Annotated in this window: 13 protein-coding genes and 1 pseudogene; 8 read left to right on the forward strand and 6 right to left on the reverse strand. The window is 35.6% G+C overall.

Annotated features, from left to right (window positions below; all coding sequences use genetic code 11):
* Nucleotides 1–1153: 1153 nt before the first annotated feature.
* From IE155_RS00925 to IE155_RS00940, 4 genes are all read right to left on the reverse strand, one after another.
* The gene (locus IE155_RS00925; protein WP_189376210.1) at nt 1154–1597 is read right to left on the reverse strand and encodes a hypothetical protein; all 444 of its coding nucleotides are present in this window, start codon (nt 1595–1597) and stop codon (nt 1154–1156) included.
* Nucleotides 1598–1640: 43 nt separating this feature from the next.
* Complete coding sequence (locus tag IE155_RS00930; protein WP_189376211.1) at nt 1641–2126, reverse strand: KTSC domain-containing protein; 486 nt, start codon at nt 2124–2126, stop codon at nt 1641–1643.
* Nucleotides 2127–2212: 86 nt separating this feature from the next.
* A complete protein-coding gene (locus IE155_RS00935) occupies nt 2213–2716 on the reverse strand; it encodes a hypothetical protein (protein WP_189376212.1) in 504 nt (167 codons plus the stop codon).
* 16 nt (nt 2717–2732) lie between these two features.
* A complete protein-coding gene (locus tag IE155_RS00940) occupies nt 2733–3524 on the reverse strand; it encodes a hypothetical protein (RefSeq protein WP_189376213.1) in 792 nt (263 codons plus the stop codon).
* Nucleotides 3525–4041: 517 nt separating this feature from the next.
* On the opposite strand from IE155_RS00940, the gene rimO reads away from it, so the two are divergent.
* On the forward strand, nt 4042–5499 hold the full coding sequence (gene rimO, locus IE155_RS00945) for a 30S ribosomal protein S12 methylthiotransferase RimO (protein WP_189376214.1): 1458 nt from the start codon (nt 4042–4044) through the stop codon (nt 5497–5499).
* Nucleotides 5500–5631: 132 nt separating this feature from the next.
* Here the strand turns inward: rimO and IE155_RS00950 are convergent, their stop codons facing one another.
* A complete protein-coding gene (locus tag IE155_RS00950) occupies nt 5632–6945 on the reverse strand; it encodes a sigma-54 interaction domain-containing protein (RefSeq protein ID WP_189376215.1) in 1314 nt (437 codons plus the stop codon).
* Between the two features lie 422 nt (nt 6946–7367).
* Here IE155_RS00950 and IE155_RS00955 point away from each other — a divergent pair.
* The 7 genes and pseudogenes from IE155_RS00955 to IE155_RS00985 all read left to right on the forward strand — a co-directional run bounded on the left by IE155_RS00955 (nt 7368) and on the right by IE155_RS00985 (nt 15088).
* A pseudogene (locus IE155_RS00955) lies at nt 7368–7815 on the forward strand (GbsR/MarR family transcriptional regulator).
* Nucleotides 7816–7900: 85 nt separating this feature from the next.
* Entirely contained in the window at nt 7901–9487 is a 1587-nt protein-coding gene (locus IE155_RS00960; protein ID WP_189376216.1) for a cytochrome ubiquinol oxidase subunit I, read from the forward strand.
* Nucleotides 9488–9497: 10 nt separating this feature from the next.
* A complete protein-coding gene (gene cydB / locus IE155_RS00965) occupies nt 9498–10652 on the forward strand; it encodes a cytochrome d ubiquinol oxidase subunit II (protein WP_189376217.1) in 1155 nt (384 codons plus the stop codon).
* A gap of 39 nt (nt 10653–10691) precedes the next feature.
* The gene (cydX, locus tag IE155_RS00970) at nt 10692–10817 is read left to right on the forward strand and encodes a cytochrome bd-I oxidase subunit CydX (RefSeq protein ID WP_189376218.1); all 126 of its coding nucleotides are present in this window, start codon (nt 10692–10694) and stop codon (nt 10815–10817) included.
* A 68-nt stretch (nt 10818–10885) separates the two neighbouring features.
* Entirely contained in the window at nt 10886–12664 is a 1779-nt protein-coding gene (gene cydD / locus IE155_RS00975; protein WP_189376219.1) for a thiol reductant ABC exporter subunit CydD, read from the forward strand.
* Nucleotides 12661–14442 carry a thiol reductant ABC exporter subunit CydC gene (gene cydC / locus IE155_RS00980; protein ID WP_229816923.1) on the forward strand — a complete coding sequence of 594 codons (1782 nt, stop codon included), beginning with the start codon at nt 12661–12663 and terminating at the stop codon, nt 14440–14442. The genes cydD and cydC overlap by 4 nt, the downstream gene beginning before the upstream one ends.
* A gap of 64 nt (nt 14443–14506) precedes the next feature.
* Nucleotides 14507–15088 (forward strand): Tll0287-like domain-containing protein, encoded by a 582-nt coding sequence (locus IE155_RS00985; protein ID WP_189376220.1) that lies wholly within the window; start codon nt 14507–14509, stop codon nt 15086–15088.
* A 90-nt stretch (nt 15089–15178) separates the two neighbouring features.
* Here the strand turns inward: IE155_RS00985 and IE155_RS00990 are convergent, their stop codons facing one another.
* Complete coding sequence (locus IE155_RS00990) at nt 15179–15625, reverse strand: M48 metallopeptidase family protein (RefSeq protein WP_189376440.1); 447 nt, start codon at nt 15623–15625, stop codon at nt 15179–15181.
* Nucleotides 15626–15869 lie beyond the last annotated feature (244 nt).

Here is a 15869-nt window from a genome sequence, read left to right on the forward strand (position 1 = left end):
TTACCAGTGTTATTTAAAAGTAGTCAAAAGAATAAGGATGGATATATATTTATTTGAGTTATATGACGGGCTTATGGTTTTTGTTAAGAGAGAGATTTAGGTTGTTAAAAATCTATATAGGAAAATGACAATTTACCTGAAAAATAGTGAAACCTTAAAATAACTTGATTTAATGCCACATACAATGACTTAAAATAAGTATAGTTAGCCTGGGTAAAGAGAAAATAAAAATAGCATTGAATTTTTAAACCACAGGAATAATTCTTAATAAGCTTAGGTGATTAAGATATGATTGATGTTAATTACGATTCGATTTTCATGGACGATATTGTTGTATGATTCTAAAAGATAAAACTCTTCAAAATACTGTTTATCCAACAGCGAAAGCAGGACAAAAACAAGAGCAAGATGTAGCTTTCTATAAAAAATATTGATTTCACCTCTAGTCATTATAAAGATGTTAAGCCAGTAGGGTACAACTCGCGTTAAAAGCTATTTAATTAAGTTTGTATGTTAAGAATTCTGAATGTTATTTAACCTCTTAATCATAATGACTACCAATTCACGGCATTTATAAGCTTGAAATCGCCCATTAAAACACAAAAGACAAGCTAAACATTCTCCTGTATAATTCCGCGCACTAAACAACTGCCTTAGTCAACACACCAAGTAAGCAATAAAGACAGTTAAAACCACTTTTTATAACGCTTTAACCGATTGGTTTAAAGCCTGTTAAAGCAACAGAGCAATATATGACCGTAGAACAATTCGACCCAAGCACAAGTAACTCAAATAAAAACTAAACAACTACGTTAGATATACCATCTAAAATGGTTGAAGAGCAAAGTAAGCATAATACACAATCAAATCGCGCTGCGAAGATAGGCTTCGTTAGTCTCGGTTGCCCTAAATTTTAAGGTAAATCCAAACTATAGCTCTTACTTTAATATGGTTCATCGTCATCACATGCGTTTCCAAACTATATAATCCCTTAAATGGCTCCGTTTTTTATAAATTTATTTATTAATATTACAAACAAGTTATATTGTTAATCTCTGTATTATTATTGATTGTCGAAAAAAGTGTTTTGAGGCTTCTGAAAAAGTTTATACGTGTTCTAATGCAAGCGTAAACTATCTAATGCAAGCGTAAACTATCTAATGCAATCTAGTGTATCTAATGGAATTTTTCGCAAGCCTATAGTTGACTCAAGTAGAAACTTGCCTTCGTAGGTTGTAATGACGAAATACAAATTATCCTTTAGGCCTACTTGTGCTTTTAACCAGCTACTTTTATTAAGAGCAATGTAACCTATAAAGTTTATTGGGGTATTTGTTAGAATAGGATTGCTCCACTCATCTGGAACCCCTTGTAATATATAACCATCTAAGCTGTACTTTGCCAGTTTGTTTTTTTCTGACTTTGACACCTGTTCACCGATTAAAAAGTAATATGCCTTAGTACTATGTTTTTTATTTTTGGGGATATTAAGTAGTTCACCTGCATTAAAACTTACAGGAGTAAAGCAATTTTCATAAATTGTTAATTCTGATGAACTACTTGAACAAGCAGAGCAAACCAAAGCGAAAAATAACATTATAAGGTGTTTAATTAAACCCCTTACAAGCACGCAGAATATTTTACTCAATTTGACTTGTTGTATAGTTATTTCTGATATTTGAATTGAAGTAACCGCCTTGAGAGCTAGCATTTATAAAACCTGTAAATATGCTTGGAGTAATACCTGAGTAACGATAAATACTACCGTCTAGAAATTCAATATCTAATAAGGAATTTATACTAGAATAACCAAAAGCTGATAAAGCTGAAGAGCTTGCTGGGCATTGTTCGATCATTGGATATGGTGTCAGGTTATAAGCAACCTTTTTCATCTGGTTAGATATTTCAAGTGCTTGTTCTTGTGGAATTAAATATGAATCTTCTAGAGAATGACCTGTTTCGTCGATTGGGTTTTCTGGTCCGTTAAAGTTTGATGGGGCTGCACCGAATAGTTCTCGAACTAGCTGCATTATCACGTCATGCTCATTTGTAACGTGACCGATTAAATCTGGATATAAGGTAGATAGCGTACCACCTGGAATGTCTACTGGCGTGGCAATTTGCATAGTGCATAGTGCCTAACATTAGGTAGTCACTTAACGCATAGCCGTTTGGAAAGTTGTAACTAGAATATAAATCGTTGAGAATGGCATTACAGTAAATTTCCTTGAGAATGTGAGATTAACACGACTCTACTACATGAATCTAAGATATTTTCCAGCTTGGCTATTGCTAGTTGACTATCCTCTTCACTGATAGTTGATTGGTATTCGATGCTTATATCTTGAAGAAACTCTGCAATAGCCTCTTTAGCTCTTTCTGAATTTAAACTTTCGTTATTGAGAAACTTAATTATTTCATCATCAGCATCATCATCTTCCCATTTTTGTCTGACCACCTCAAAAATTTGTGATAATTTATTTTCGTCCTTATTATGCTGCCCTTGTATATTTGGATTGAATCCCTCACTTTCTAAATACGCAACTAAGAAGTTTTTCAACGCATTTTTATTCGATGTATAATCGCTATAATCAGTAAACATTCCGTTGATGTAAAATGATTCAATGTTGTCAACATTTGCTCCACACTCTGCCAATGCATTTGAAGTAGCTAAAATGGTAAGTAATGCTAAAGTAATTTTTTTAATTTCGTTCATTATTCTATCCTTAGAATTAAAGTGATGCGCAAGGTTGCTCCAAAGAGCTTTCTAGCTTTTCTTCATCAACCAAACTAGCTAATTTGTTTTGCACGGAAAAATTTGTTTGAATCCTGTCTATCGTGTTGAAGTAATCGCTTTTTTTCCATGCTATTGCTGATGAACTATATTTGTTGATTTGTCGTTTGCATAACTCTGCGAGAGTTAGGGCTAATAGTGTATTTGTTGCCTCTTCTTGAGTTGCTGAATTAATAACACCTTTCATAGAAAGGACTGTTTGATAGCTTTTACCAGCCTTTAGTGCTAATTCCTTTATGTCCCTTGATTTATCGCTCATAACTATTTTTATTTCATAGTCATCTCTTATGCCATTTTCGTTTTGGTCTACTCCTTCAATAGTATTGTGATCAGGATGTTCAGGATCAAAACTAGGTAAGTCAAAGCCCATAGCAGGGTGAGAAAATTCCACCCATTTATTATTAACGTATGATGAGTTTATCGCTATTGACCAGAGTGATTTAGCAAAATATGTTTTTTCGTTATAGCTTACAGATTGACCTAATAGGTATACTTTTTTTGACTTCCATTCTCTAATGTCATTAAGCTTTACCTTTGCCCAAGTTATACTTTCTTCTTTAGGTTGTTTGCCAATGACTTTGTGTCTCGCTACCCATAAGTTGTTTGAATACTTAACATAACTCCCCCGAGCGTACTTCTTATTATTATCATATGACTCGAAGCTATTGAAATCATTTGCTATTGTAAGACAAGGCAATAATATAACTAGCAGAAATAGTATCTTTTTCATTGTAAGTTCCTTTTACTTTTTAATTTATTTCAAACGCCAAAATATGTGGTTGAATTTAACCTTTATCTATGGCGCCTAAAGGTCTAATAGATTGTGCATCCTAGAATTAGAGGAAGGATCAATAAGGTTTACTTGGGATGAGCGTGATTTAGGCATAATTGACTCCATTCAAAATAATATACTTAAGCTTAGTTCATCTTGCTTTAGAATCGAGTATTCGACTTTTAGCAATGTTGAGGTATTAAAGTAGGGGTCTTATTTGATTTTTTAATCACAAGAAATAGCCTTTTGATTAATCCTTTATTTTTCTATGATCGTAATACAATAAAAAATTATTAGAGTATTTCCCTTACTGAATTAAATAAAACATTCCTGTATAATTACGCCCAATCCATTAAAGCCTAAGTAAAGACCCTGAAAAAAGGCTGTTAAACCACCATTTATGACGTTGCTATGGCTTATTAAACGATAAGTTAATGCATCGACAAACGCTATACAGTTCAAGTTGAGAGAGCACATGACCGTAGAACAATTCGACCCAAACGTAGCCAAGAAAAGCAGCAACTCAAACGAAAGCCAAACCACCACGTTAGATATTCCATCTAAAATGATTGAAGAGCAACATAACGAAGTTGTTAAAGCCAATAGCGATACAAATCGCGCTGCAAAGGTAGGCTTCGTTAGTCTCGGTTGCCCAAAAAACTTAGTAGACTCAGAACGCATTCTTACCCAATTACGCACTGAAGGTTATGATGTGGTTAATTCTTACGATAACGCTGAGTTGGTTATTGTTAATACGTGCGGCTTTATTGATTCAGCCGTTCAAGAGTCGCTCGATACTATTGGTGAAGCGTTATCGGCTAATGGTAAAGTGTTGGTTACGGGGTGTTTAGGAGTTAAAAAGGATGAAATTGTAGAGCTTCATCCGAATGTGCTGGGGGTTACTGGTCCTCATGCTTACGAAGAAGTATTAAACCAAGTTCATCAGCATGTTGCTAAACCTGTGCATAATCCTTTTGTTGATTTAGTGCCACCTCAAGGGGTGAAGTTAACGCCTAAGCATTACGCTTATTTAAAAATATCTGAAGGCTGTAATCATCGTTGTACCTTCTGCATTATTCCGTCAATGCGTGGTGATTTAGACTCTCGTCCTGTTGGTGACGTATTAGGAGAAGCTAAACGTTTAGTTGATTCTGGCGTCAAAGAGTTATTGGTTATTTCCCAAGATACTTCAGCTTACGGGGTTGATGTAAAGCATAAAACTGATTTTTGGGACGGTATGCCAGTTAAAACACATATGCAGCAGTTATGTGAAGAATTAGCGAAGCAGGGCGTTTGGATACGATTGCATTATGTTTATCCTTACCCACACGTAGATAAAATTATTCCGTTAATGGCAGAAGGTAAAATACTACCGTACTTAGATATTCCTTTCCAACATGCTAACAAGCGTATTCTTAAACTAATGAAACGCCCAGGAAGTTCTGACCGAGTATTAGAACGTATTGCTAAATGGCGTGAAATTTGTCCTGAACTTGTTATTCGCTCTACTTTCATTGTGGGCTTCCCAGGTGAAACAGAAGAAGAATTTGAAGAGTTATTAGACTTTTTAGAAGAAGCACAATTAGATCGCGTTGGCTGTTTTAAATACTCACCTGTTGAGGGTGCAACAGCTAATGATTTACCCGATCATATATCAGAAGAAGTCATGGAAGAGCGTTTACAACGTTTTATGGAAGTTCAAGCCAGAATAAGTAGCGAAAAATTACAAGCACGTATCGGTCAAGAGTATTTAATTACTGTTGATGAAGTTAACGAGCTTGGCATAGTAGGACGTTCGTATATGGACGCGCCAGAAGTTGATGGCAAAGTGTATTTGTCTGACGACTATGATGCAGAGCCTGGTGATCAATTTTGGGTACAAATTATTCATGCTGATGAACATGATGTTTGGGGCGTAAGGGTAGAAGATTAAAACGGTTCGTTAGTTAGCTCAGGCTTTAGTGCGTGTGATTTTATGAAAAATCCAACTATATCAATTTAGTTATATAGTTGGAGCATAATAAATTTTATTTATAAGGTTTAATTTGTGTGACTACAATAATATTTAGCTATCGTGTTCAGGTAAAATATAATTACTCATAGTTAAGTCATGCTTTTTCAATTTTCGATAAAATGTTCTCACGCTAACGTTTAGATGTTCAGCTATCACTTTGGGATTATTACCAAATTGATTAAGTAGCTCAATTAAATATTTTTTTTCGTTAGCATCAAGGTTAATTGAATGATTACTGGTATTATTTTTCATCGAGATGCTTTTCGGTAAGTGTTCTATATCTATTAATTCATCATCGGTTAATAATGCACTGCGTTGTACTATATTTTTTAGTTCTCGAACATTACCGGGGAAAGGGTAGGTTGAGAGTAGCGTTAATGCTTCATGAGTAAACTTCTTCGATGAGAATTCGCTTTTTAGTAAGAGATGCTCGGCTAAAATTGAAATATCAGACTGTCTTTCTCTTAGTGTAGGTAAACTAATTGGGAATGCCGCTATTCGGTAGTATAAATCTTCTCTAAAAGTGCCTATTTTAACCATTTCTTCAAGGTTTTTATGACTTGCACAAATCAGTCTAAAGTTAGCTTTTTGGGTTTCAACACTACCCACTCGTCGGTATTGCCCCGTTTCAATTAATCGTAATAGTTTTACTTGTAAATTGAGAGGAACATCGCCAATTTCATCTAAAAAGAGTGTGCCGCCATTAGCCATACACACTAAGCCTTTTTTATTCGTAGTTGCGCCGGTAAAGGCACCTTTTTCGTGGCCAAATAATTCAGATTCGAATAAAGACTCGTTGAGCCCAGTACATTCGACTTCTATAAATTGTTTTTTAGCGCGCTGACTTGCCTGATGTATTGATAAGGCAACAAGTTCTTTTCCTGTTCCTGTTTCACCTTGTAATAATATATTGATGTCACTCTTTGCACTGCGAGTGATCATACTAACCAATTCTTGAAAGGCTTTACTTTTACCGATTAATTTTCTATCGCTACTGATACTACTTGCAAAATCTACTTTTTCTAATATTTCTAAAAAGCCGATAGTGATCCCATTGTTGTCCTTTACAGGCTTCATGAGAATATTACAGTAAATATCACCAGAATTACCTTTATGAATGTGTAAAGCTGAAGCATTTTTATTTGATTTTTTACAGGCTGAAAGTGGGCAAGATTCCCCGTGTTGATCACAAGGTTGGCTAGTGTTGTGTGAGATCTCATAGCATTTACTTTTACCTAAAACCACCTGAGTTTCATAGGTATCACGGTACGACTGATTAACTGCTTCAATTGAATAATCGTTGGTTATAAAGATTGCGGGTTTCTCAACAGACTCTATTATCCCTTGAATTGTTTGATGAACCATTTCAGCCACTCCGGTTACTAAAAATGACAATTATGACATTAATGACACTATTAAATGTCATTTTTGACGTAGATTGAAGCTGTTTTTTTAATTATTTCGTTATAAATTAAAATTTAATTTATTTTTCAATTGGTTATGTTTTTTTAGGTTTTGGCTTCTTATTTGCAATGTTGTCAATTGTAGTAAAGGTAAAGTTAAGAAAGAAGTTGAGCTATTTGAATATTCTTCTTTATTGATTATATTTTTTACTTTTAAACACGGTCTTTCAATATGATCTGGATCAAATGTTCATAATGTTTTAAACTTTCAGGAAATACTGAAAGTTTGTTTGGGTTTTATGCAAATTTAAAAAAAATCAGTCATTCGTATATCATTTTGGTGAAATGGGCAGTAAGTAGAGCTTTAATCGTACTGTTGGTCAAATGTATGCGTTATTGGTTATTTCAGATAAACCAATAACGGCTAATGAATTGGCAAGTACACTTAATATTTCGCGGGGCAATGTCAGTATGGGGATTAAGGCGCTTCAATCAAGGAAATTAGTTCAAGTGACTGGCGATAAAAAAGAATACTATAAAGCTATTGGTAGTGTAATTGATATGGCCAATATTGTATTTGAAGAACGACGAAAACGTGAAGTAGACCCTACATTAACTCTGTTGAGAAATCTACTATTGGATACGCATGAAACAGACAGTGAAAAATATGCACAACAACGTATGCAAGTATACACGACTTATTAGAAATGCTAACAAAATGGGCATCTAACTACAAAAATTAACACTAGAACAACTAAATACTTTAATGAAATTAGGTACAGGTGTGACAAAAATATTGTCAGCTAAACAAGCACTTTTTCCTAAAAAATAAACAGAATAACCAAAGCGAAGTAACAATCGCTTATCTATTAAAAATATTTATTTACTACGCAGTTATCGCGCAATAGAGAGTCAATATGATCAATGAAACTTTAGTAGAATTATCGCGGTGGCAGTTTGCTATTACAGCATTATTCCACTTCTTATTTGTCCCGTTAACCCTTGGATTAACTTGGATTTTATTCATAATGGAATCTGTTTATGTGATGACGGGGCGAGAGATTTATCGTGACATGACCAAATTCTGGGGCAAACTATTTGGTATTAATTTTGCCATAGGGGTTGCTACAGGTTTAACAATGGAGTTTGAGTTTGGGACTAATTGGTCGTATTACTCTCATTATGTAGGCGATGTTTTTGGCGCTCCATTAGCTATTGAAGGTTTAATGGCTTTTTTCTTAGAGTCGACTTTTGTGGGTATGTTTTTCTTAGGTTGGGAACGCCTAGGCAAAAGACAGCATTTAATGGCTACTTTCCTTATGGCGTTAGGTACTAACTTATCGGCTATGTGGATACTTATCGCTAATGGTTGGATGCAAAATCCAATTGGTAGCGAATTTAATTACATGACGATGCGTATGGAGCTTGTTAGCTTTAGTGAAATTATTTTTAACCCAGTTGCTCAGGTTAAGTTTATTCATACAGTAGCCGCTGGCTATGTTGCTGGCGCTATGTTTGTTTTAAGTATTAGTAGTTATTACTTACTTAAAGGTAGAGATATTGCGTTTGCTAAGCGTTCGTTTTCGGTAGCTGCAGGGTTTGGTGTTGCTGCTATTTTTTCTGTTATTTTGCTGGGAGATGAATCAGGTTATGAAGCTGGCGAGGTACAAAAAGTAAAACTTGCTGCTATCGAAGCTGAATATCATACCGAACCAGCACCCGCTGCATTCACCCTAGTTGGCTTACCCGATGATGAAGCAATGGAAACCCATTACGCGGTAAAAATTCCTTATGCCTTGGGGATTATTGCGACTCGATCTTTAGATGAAGAAGTGCTTGGCTTACGTGATTTACAAAAAGCACATGAACCTAGAATTCGTAATGGCATGATCGCATACGAATACTTAACCAAATTAAGAGCCGGTGAAGAAACCCCTGAAAACATTGCTAAGTTTAATGAAACTAAACAAGACTTAGGATATGGGTTATTACTTAAACGCTATACTGACAATGTAGTAGATGCTACAGAAGAACAAATACAAAAGGCGGTGAAAGATTCTACTCCTGCCGTCGCTCCGCTTTTTTGGGCATTTAGAATTATGGTTGCCTCGGGGTTTATTATGTTGATTCTATTTTGTTTAGCTTTTTATTTTAATGCTCGTCGACAAATAGAAGAAAAGCGTTGGTTGTTAAAAGGATTACTTTTAGCTTTACCTTTACCTTGGGTTGCTATTGAAACGGGCTGGTTTGTTGCAGAATTTGGTCGTCAACCTTGGGCAATCAGTGAGGTATTACCCACATTTTTATCAACCTCGAACCTAGCCGTTAGTGACCTTGTATTCTCACTTATCGCCTTTATCGTTGTTTATACCATCTTATTTATTATCGAAATGTATTTAATGGTTAAGTTTGCACGTCTAGGGCCAAGCTCTTTACATACAGGACGTTATCATTTTGAAAAAGCACCAGAGCTAGCCGCTGGTCTTCGTAGCCAGAATTCTTAAGGGGAACGACATGTTTGATTATGAAACATTAAAACTTATATGGTGGGGGCTTATTGGCTTTCTTTTTATCGGTTTTGCGATTACTGATGGCATGGATATGGGGGTTGGTGGTTTATTACCTTTTGTTGCTAAAAAAGATGCTGAAAGTCGTGTGGTAATTAATACCGTTGGTGCACATTGGGACGGTAACCAAGTATGGTTAATTACCGCTGGAGCCTCATTGTTTGCTGCATGGCCTTTAGTTTATGCAACGGCATTTAGTGGCTTTTATTTTGCGATGATGCTAACGCTTTTTAGTTTGTTTTTACGTCCATTAGCTTTTGATTATCGTAGCAAAATTGAATCGGTTCAATGGCGAAGTAATTGGGATAAAGCCTTATTTGTTGGTTCCATGGTACCACCGTTAGTGTTTGGTGTTGCCTTTGGTAATTTATTACAAGGTGTGCCATTTGGTTTTGATGAATTAATGAGAGTGACTTATACCGGCTCATTCTTTGGACTGTTTACCCCGTTTACTTTACTAACTGGTGTAGTTTGTGTGGCCATGGTGTTAATGCATGGTTCAACTTGGTTAGTGATGAGAACTGATGAGGATATTGCTCAACGTTCAGTCAATATTGGGCGCATTGTTGCTATTGTGTTAGCCATTACTTTTGCACTTGCGGGAGTTTTGGTTTGGCAAAGCATTGATGGTTATGTGGTCACGAGTGCAGTAGATACTATGGGACAGTCTCAACCAACATCTAAGGAAGTTATTATTGTGGCAGGGGCTTGGCTTCATAACTTTGAACGTTATCCTTTATTATGGTTAATTCCTGTGAGTGGCGTGATTTTACCTTTGTTAGTTGCTCTTTTATTAAATAATAAAAGCAACAGTGTTGTGCCCAAAGTGTTTGCCTTTATTGCAAGTTCAATAACAATTGCATGTGTTATTTTAACGGCAGGCATTGCTATGTTTCCTTTTGTTATGCCTTCAAGTAGTCAACCTAATCATAGTTTATTGATGTGGGATACTGTTTCTAGTGAAGGTACTTTAAGTTTGATGCTTGCTGTGGTGGTGTTTTTTGTGCCTATTATTTTGGCTTATACCTTATGGTGTTACAAAAAAATGTGGCGTACTGTGACATTAGATGAAATAGAGCAAAATAATCACTCGGCATATTAAAAAAGCAAACACAAAGTTAATAAATTTAGAGGATATTTTATGTGGTATTTTAGTTGGATTTTAGGTGTATTGCTGGCGGTTTCTTTAGGAATTATAAATGTCATGTGGTACGAAATGGAGCAACATAAAGATAATGTTGCTGATGATCAAATCCCTGAAGATTAACAGTAAACTTGAGGTGTTAACACTTAAGAGAAAAACATGTTTCAAACAATGTTGGGCTATAGATTAATATGAAAAAAAGTACTAAACAGGCTCAAAAGCATGTTAATAAATGGCTAAAGTCTCAGAAAAAACACGCTCACGGAAAGTTAAGTCGTGCCATTGCGTTAGGATCATTAAATGGGCTTTTAATGATCCTACAAACAGCCGTATTAGCTTATTTAATTAATCTGGTGATTTTTTCGGACGCACCCAAACATTTTCAAATAAGTGACATGGGCAATTTCATTACTGAAAATGCTTTTTTAACTGACTTTAGTGTCTTAGTGTTAGCGTTAATTTTTATTATTTTATGTCGTACTGGTTTAGGCTATTTCAGTGAAATTTATAGCCGTCGAGCAGCAATGGATATAAAAGCAAATATGCGTTCACGCATACTTTATCGGGTCTTTCAACAAGGACCTTCTTTCACACAAAATAAAGGCAGCGCTAAGTTAGCGCATTTATTACATCAAGGTATCGACTCTTTAGAAGATTACTTTGCCGGCTATCTACCCGTTATTGCGTATTGTGCTGTAATTCCTTTGGCAATACTTGTTGCAGTATTTCCTATAGATTGGCAATCAGGACTTATCCTATTATTTACAGCACCAATGGTGCCTTTTTTTATGATCCTTATCGGCCATAAAGCTGAAGCGCTTAATCAAAAACATTGGGCGAAACTACAGCGTATGAGTAGTCACTTTCTTGATATCATTCAAGGGTTAACTCAGCTCAAAATATTTAATGCGTCTAAAAGAGAAATAGCGGCAGTTAAAAAGATTAGTGATGACTATGGTGATGAAACGATGGGGATCTTAAAAATTGCCTTTCTGTCGTCGTTCGTTTTAGAGTTTTTAGCGTCAATATCTATTGCTTTAGTTGCTGTTGTTCTTGGTTTTCGTTTGTACTATGCCGATGTAGACTATGTGTTTGCTTTGTGGGTGCTTTTATTAGCCCCCGAGTTTTATTTACCTTTTAGGCAACTTGGTACACAACATCATGCAAAAATGGCAGGTGTTACCGCCGCAGAGGACCTTGTTGATATACTAAATAAACCATATCCCAATAATAAGCAAAAAACAGTATTTAACGCGCCTTTTCAAATAGCATTTGAGCAAGTTGATTTTGCTTATTCACAACGAAGTAAAACACTTAGTGGTATTAATATTGAGTTTTCAAACCAAGGTTTATACGCCATTGTGGGGGAAAGCGGTGCTGGTAAGTCAACCTTAGCTGATCTTATTTTAGGTTTTATTACTCCTTCATCTGGGCAGATAAGAATTAATAATTCGCCTTTAACTGCTACTAATAGAGATGCTTGGCTAACGCAATGTGGATGGATATCACAGCAAGCACAAGTATTTCATGGTTCATTAGCTTTCAATGTGGCAATGTCTGATGATTATCAAGAGCAACGGGTAATAGATGCCCTTGAAAAATCAGGGTTAACACATTTTGTACAAGGGCTTGAACACGGTATAAATAATCTTATTGGCGAAGCGGGTGCAGGCCTTTCAGGTGGACAAGCACAACGGTTGGCTTTAGCCAGAGTGTTTTATCATCAACCTAAAGTGTTAGTACTTGATGAACCAACAAGTTTTCTCGACCAAGAAACTGAAAAAATTATTACCTCGTCAATTAATGCTTATGCTGAGCATAATATTGTGATTGTTATTGCTCACCGCCTACATACGGTGATTGATGCTAAAAAGATTTTTGTGATTGAACAAGGAAAAATTATAGAGTCTGGTACGCACCAAGCGTTGTTAAAGCATAAGGGATACTACGCCCAGCAGGTGAACTTATGAACCAAGCACTAAGCAAGTTCATTAATAAGCATAATCACATGAAAACGTTCATGCGCTTACTCAAGGTATTAAAGCCCCAATTGCCATTAATGTTACTGGGTGCGTTATTATCGGTGATTACTATCTTAGCAAACATTAGCTTATTGGCCGTTTCAGGTTGGTTTATCACGTTAATGGCTATTGCAGGTTTAACGGGAGCAAGCGTTAATTATTTTACGCCCGCTGCGATCATTCGATTTTTAGCTATTGTGCGCACAGCAGGTCGTTATGCCGAGCGTATGTTAACTCACCGCGCTACATTTAACGCATTGGCGAGTTTACGGCATTACTTTTATCAACAACTTGAACCGTTATTGCCATATTATCAAATGGATTTACGATCTGGCGATTTATTAGCGAGATTACAGCAAGATATTGAAAATTTAGATAATTTTTATATACGTGTACTATTACCTATCATCGTTACTTTATTATCTGTACCTATTGTTTGTTTCGTTTTAGCACAATTTTCACTAACCATTGCATGGTTGTTGTTAGTAGGATTATTAATCGTCGCGCTTATTTTTCCTGTTATAAGTTACTTTTTGTCGCTTCAGTTAGCACTGAACAAGTCACGGTTAGAAAGCCAGTTAACAGAAGCGTTAATTAATGGCATTAGTGCCATTAAAACCTTGTTAGTTTATCAAGTAGGGGCTCGTTATCAGCGTTCTATTGCAGGTATTACCAAAGAATATTATGCAATACGTTATCGTTTAGTACGAATTAATGCAGGTTTAAGCGCATTAACTTTTATGTTAATTCATTTATCCGCATTGCTATGTTTACTGATTTTATTACCTTCGTTATCCGCTGGTGAGATTGATAGTAAATCTTTAGTCGCTGTTGTTTTACTTGCATTAGTTAGCTTTGAAACCGTGATGAATATGCCTTTAGCGCTGCAATTATTACCGCAAACGTTAGCTAGTGCTTCAAGGCTTTTTGCTATTATTGATAAGCAGAAACCTACGATTAATGGCGATCTTCCTGTCAAGCAAGGTGATGTTTGTTTTAATGACTTAACCTTTTACTACCCCGAACAAAAAGCACCTAGCTTAGTTGATGTTACGCTATCGATAAAAGCAGGTGAAAAAGTGGCTATTATTGGTGCAAGTGGTGCGGGTAAATCTACCTTGGTTAATTTACTCATGGGGTTTTGGCCAACGGGTGATGTGGCACAACAAGGCAAAGGGAATATTTCTATTGCTGATACAGAACTTAGTTTAATTGAACAGAGTTCATTACGTGAAAAAATTGCTTTAATGAGTCAACAAGGTCATGTGTTTGATGCCACCATTGAAGATAATTTACGTTTAGCTAAAAACGATGTCTCCTTGGAAGAAATGCAAAAAGTTTGTCAATTGGTTAATTTAATGGATTTTATTGAGGAACTACCTCAGGGATTTAACACATGGTTAGGCTCTACAGGCTTTGGTTTATCTGGCGGACAAATACAACGTTTACAGATAGCGCAACTACTTCTGCGCTCGGCTAATGTGCTAATTCTAGACGAACCAACAAAAGGCTTAGATCGTATTAATGAACAAGCCATTATGGAGAATATCCTTACGCATGTTAACCATCATAAACAGAGCTTGCTTGTGATCACACATAAACCATTAATGTTAGAGAAAATGGATAAAATTATTGTGATGGAGCAGGGAAAAATTATTGCACAAGGTAGTCATATTGAGCTTGCAACTAACAATATATATTATCAAAAATTACTCAATTATTTTTAAAACGTTTGAGCAGAGCGCGACAGTTTGGTAATGGGTAAGAAGAACTTAAGCAATGGAGAAAATTATGAAATTGACCAGAAAAAAAACATTTTTAAGCAGTGTTTTAGTGTTGATGCCTTTATCTGTATTTGCGAATAATGCTATCCCTACACAAGAGATTCAAGAAGCTCGATCTGTAGTAAAAGCGTTTGGCGGTGATTTGAAATCAGTATTAACATCAGCGATGAAAACTCAAGGCCCGATAAAAGCGTTAGAGGTATGTAATCTTGATGCTGGCCCAATAGCTAAACAGCATTCTGCGCTTTCTGATTGGAATATAGGCAGAACGTCGATAAAGAATCGTAACGCAAAAAATGCTCCTGATCAGTGGGAGTCATCAGTACTATTAGCTTTTGAAAAACGTAAACTTGCGGGTGAGGCGTTAGACACTATGGAATATTCTGAAACAATTCAAAACGGTGATGAAACTGTTTATCGTTATATGAAAGCCATACCTACCGCTGGCCCTTGCCTCGTTTGTCATGGTGAAAATATTGATGAAAATGTTGCTAATAAAATAAAATCACTGTATCCAGACGATAAAGCAACAGGATTTACTTTCGGTGATATTCGAGGTGCTTTTACCTTGGAGAAGAGAAGTCGTTAACTTTAACTACCTATAGCGTTTTTTTATGAGAACGTTTGTATTAATTGAATATAAAGCTAAGAATGATGCTTTATAATAGCTATTATATTTCTAATGATAGATACGACCAATACATTCTAATTGCGTGAGATATATTCTTAAATCTAATTCAATTTGATGGTAGTCGGGCATCATATGACAACAAAGTTGATAGAATGCTTTGTTGTGCTCTTTCTCTTTCAAATGCGCTAACTCGTGAACGACGATCATTTCTAAAAATTCTTCAGGAGCCGATTTGAAAACGGTGGCAATGCGAATTTCATTTTTACTTTTTAGCTTATTGCCTTGCACTCTTGAAACAAAAGTATGTAAACCTAGCGCGTTATTAATGACGTGTATTTTATCGTCAAATTGTATTTTACTCAGTGGAGAAGATTTCTTTAAGTATTGGTTTTTTATTGCCATTACAAAACTTCTCAGGGCCTTATCATTAACAATAGTGTGGGCTTGAGGATATTTAGATAATAAATACTTACTTAAGGTTTGTTTTTCAAGCATCAACTTAACTTGATTTTGTATTTCAATAGAATAAGACGATATGTATTTTAGCTGTGTCAATGGTGGTTTTTCTTGATTATGTTTATTGCAATATTATATGAATAAATGTCATAAATTGCATCGTAAACGGGTTTTTAAAAAGTGCTTAATAAAAAAGACCGCTGGTAGTATTAAAAGCGGTCTTTTGTCTCTGCTCCAACTGATGACGTTACAGTTTGGACATTAGCTATTTAATTACTCCTTT

It is taken from the genome of Thalassotalea profundi, from assembly GCF_014653195.1.
Classification (GTDB): Bacteria; Pseudomonadota; Gammaproteobacteria; order Enterobacterales; family Alteromonadaceae; genus Thalassotalea_B; species Thalassotalea_B profundi.

What these genes read in the sequence shown, in the direction of transcription:
- IE155_RS00925 (WP_189376210.1), bottom strand. Translation starts at nt 1,597, where the DNA reads ATGTTATTTTTCGCTTTGGTTTGCTCTGCTTGTTCAAGTAGTTCATCA.
- IE155_RS00930 (WP_189376211.1), bottom strand. Translation starts at nt 2,126, where the DNA reads ATGCAAATTGCCACGCCAGTAGACATTCCAGGTGGTACGCTATCTACC.
- IE155_RS00935 (WP_189376212.1), bottom strand. Translation starts at nt 2,716, where the DNA reads ATGAACGAAATTAAAAAAATTACTTTAGCATTACTTACCATTTTAGCT.
- IE155_RS00940 (WP_189376213.1), bottom strand. Translation starts at nt 3,524, where the DNA reads ATGAAAAAGATACTATTTCTGCTAGTTATATTATTGCCTTGTCTTACA.
- rimO (WP_189376214.1), top strand. Translation starts at nt 4,042, where the DNA reads ATGACCGTAGAACAATTCGACCCAAACGTAGCCAAGAAAAGCAGCAAC.
- IE155_RS00950 (WP_189376215.1), bottom strand. Translation starts at nt 6,945, where the DNA reads ATGGTTCATCAAACAATTCAAGGGATAATAGAGTCTGTTGAGAAACCC.
- IE155_RS00960 (WP_189376216.1), top strand. Translation starts at nt 7,901, where the DNA reads ATGATCAATGAAACTTTAGTAGAATTATCGCGGTGGCAGTTTGCTATT.
- cydB (WP_189376217.1), top strand. Translation starts at nt 9,498, where the DNA reads ATGTTTGATTATGAAACATTAAAACTTATATGGTGGGGGCTTATTGGC.
- cydX (WP_189376218.1), top strand. Translation starts at nt 10,692, where the DNA reads ATGTGGTATTTTAGTTGGATTTTAGGTGTATTGCTGGCGGTTTCTTTA.
- cydD (WP_189376219.1), top strand. Translation starts at nt 10,886, where the DNA reads ATGAAAAAAAGTACTAAACAGGCTCAAAAGCATGTTAATAAATGGCTA.
- cydC (WP_229816923.1), top strand. Translation starts at nt 12,661, where the DNA reads ATGAACCAAGCACTAAGCAAGTTCATTAATAAGCATAATCACATGAAA.
- IE155_RS00985 (WP_189376220.1), top strand. Translation starts at nt 14,507, where the DNA reads ATGAAATTGACCAGAAAAAAAACATTTTTAAGCAGTGTTTTAGTGTTG.
- IE155_RS00990 (WP_189376440.1), bottom strand. Translation starts at nt 15,625, where the DNA reads ATGCTTGAAAAACAAACCTTAAGTAAGTATTTATTATCTAAATATCCT.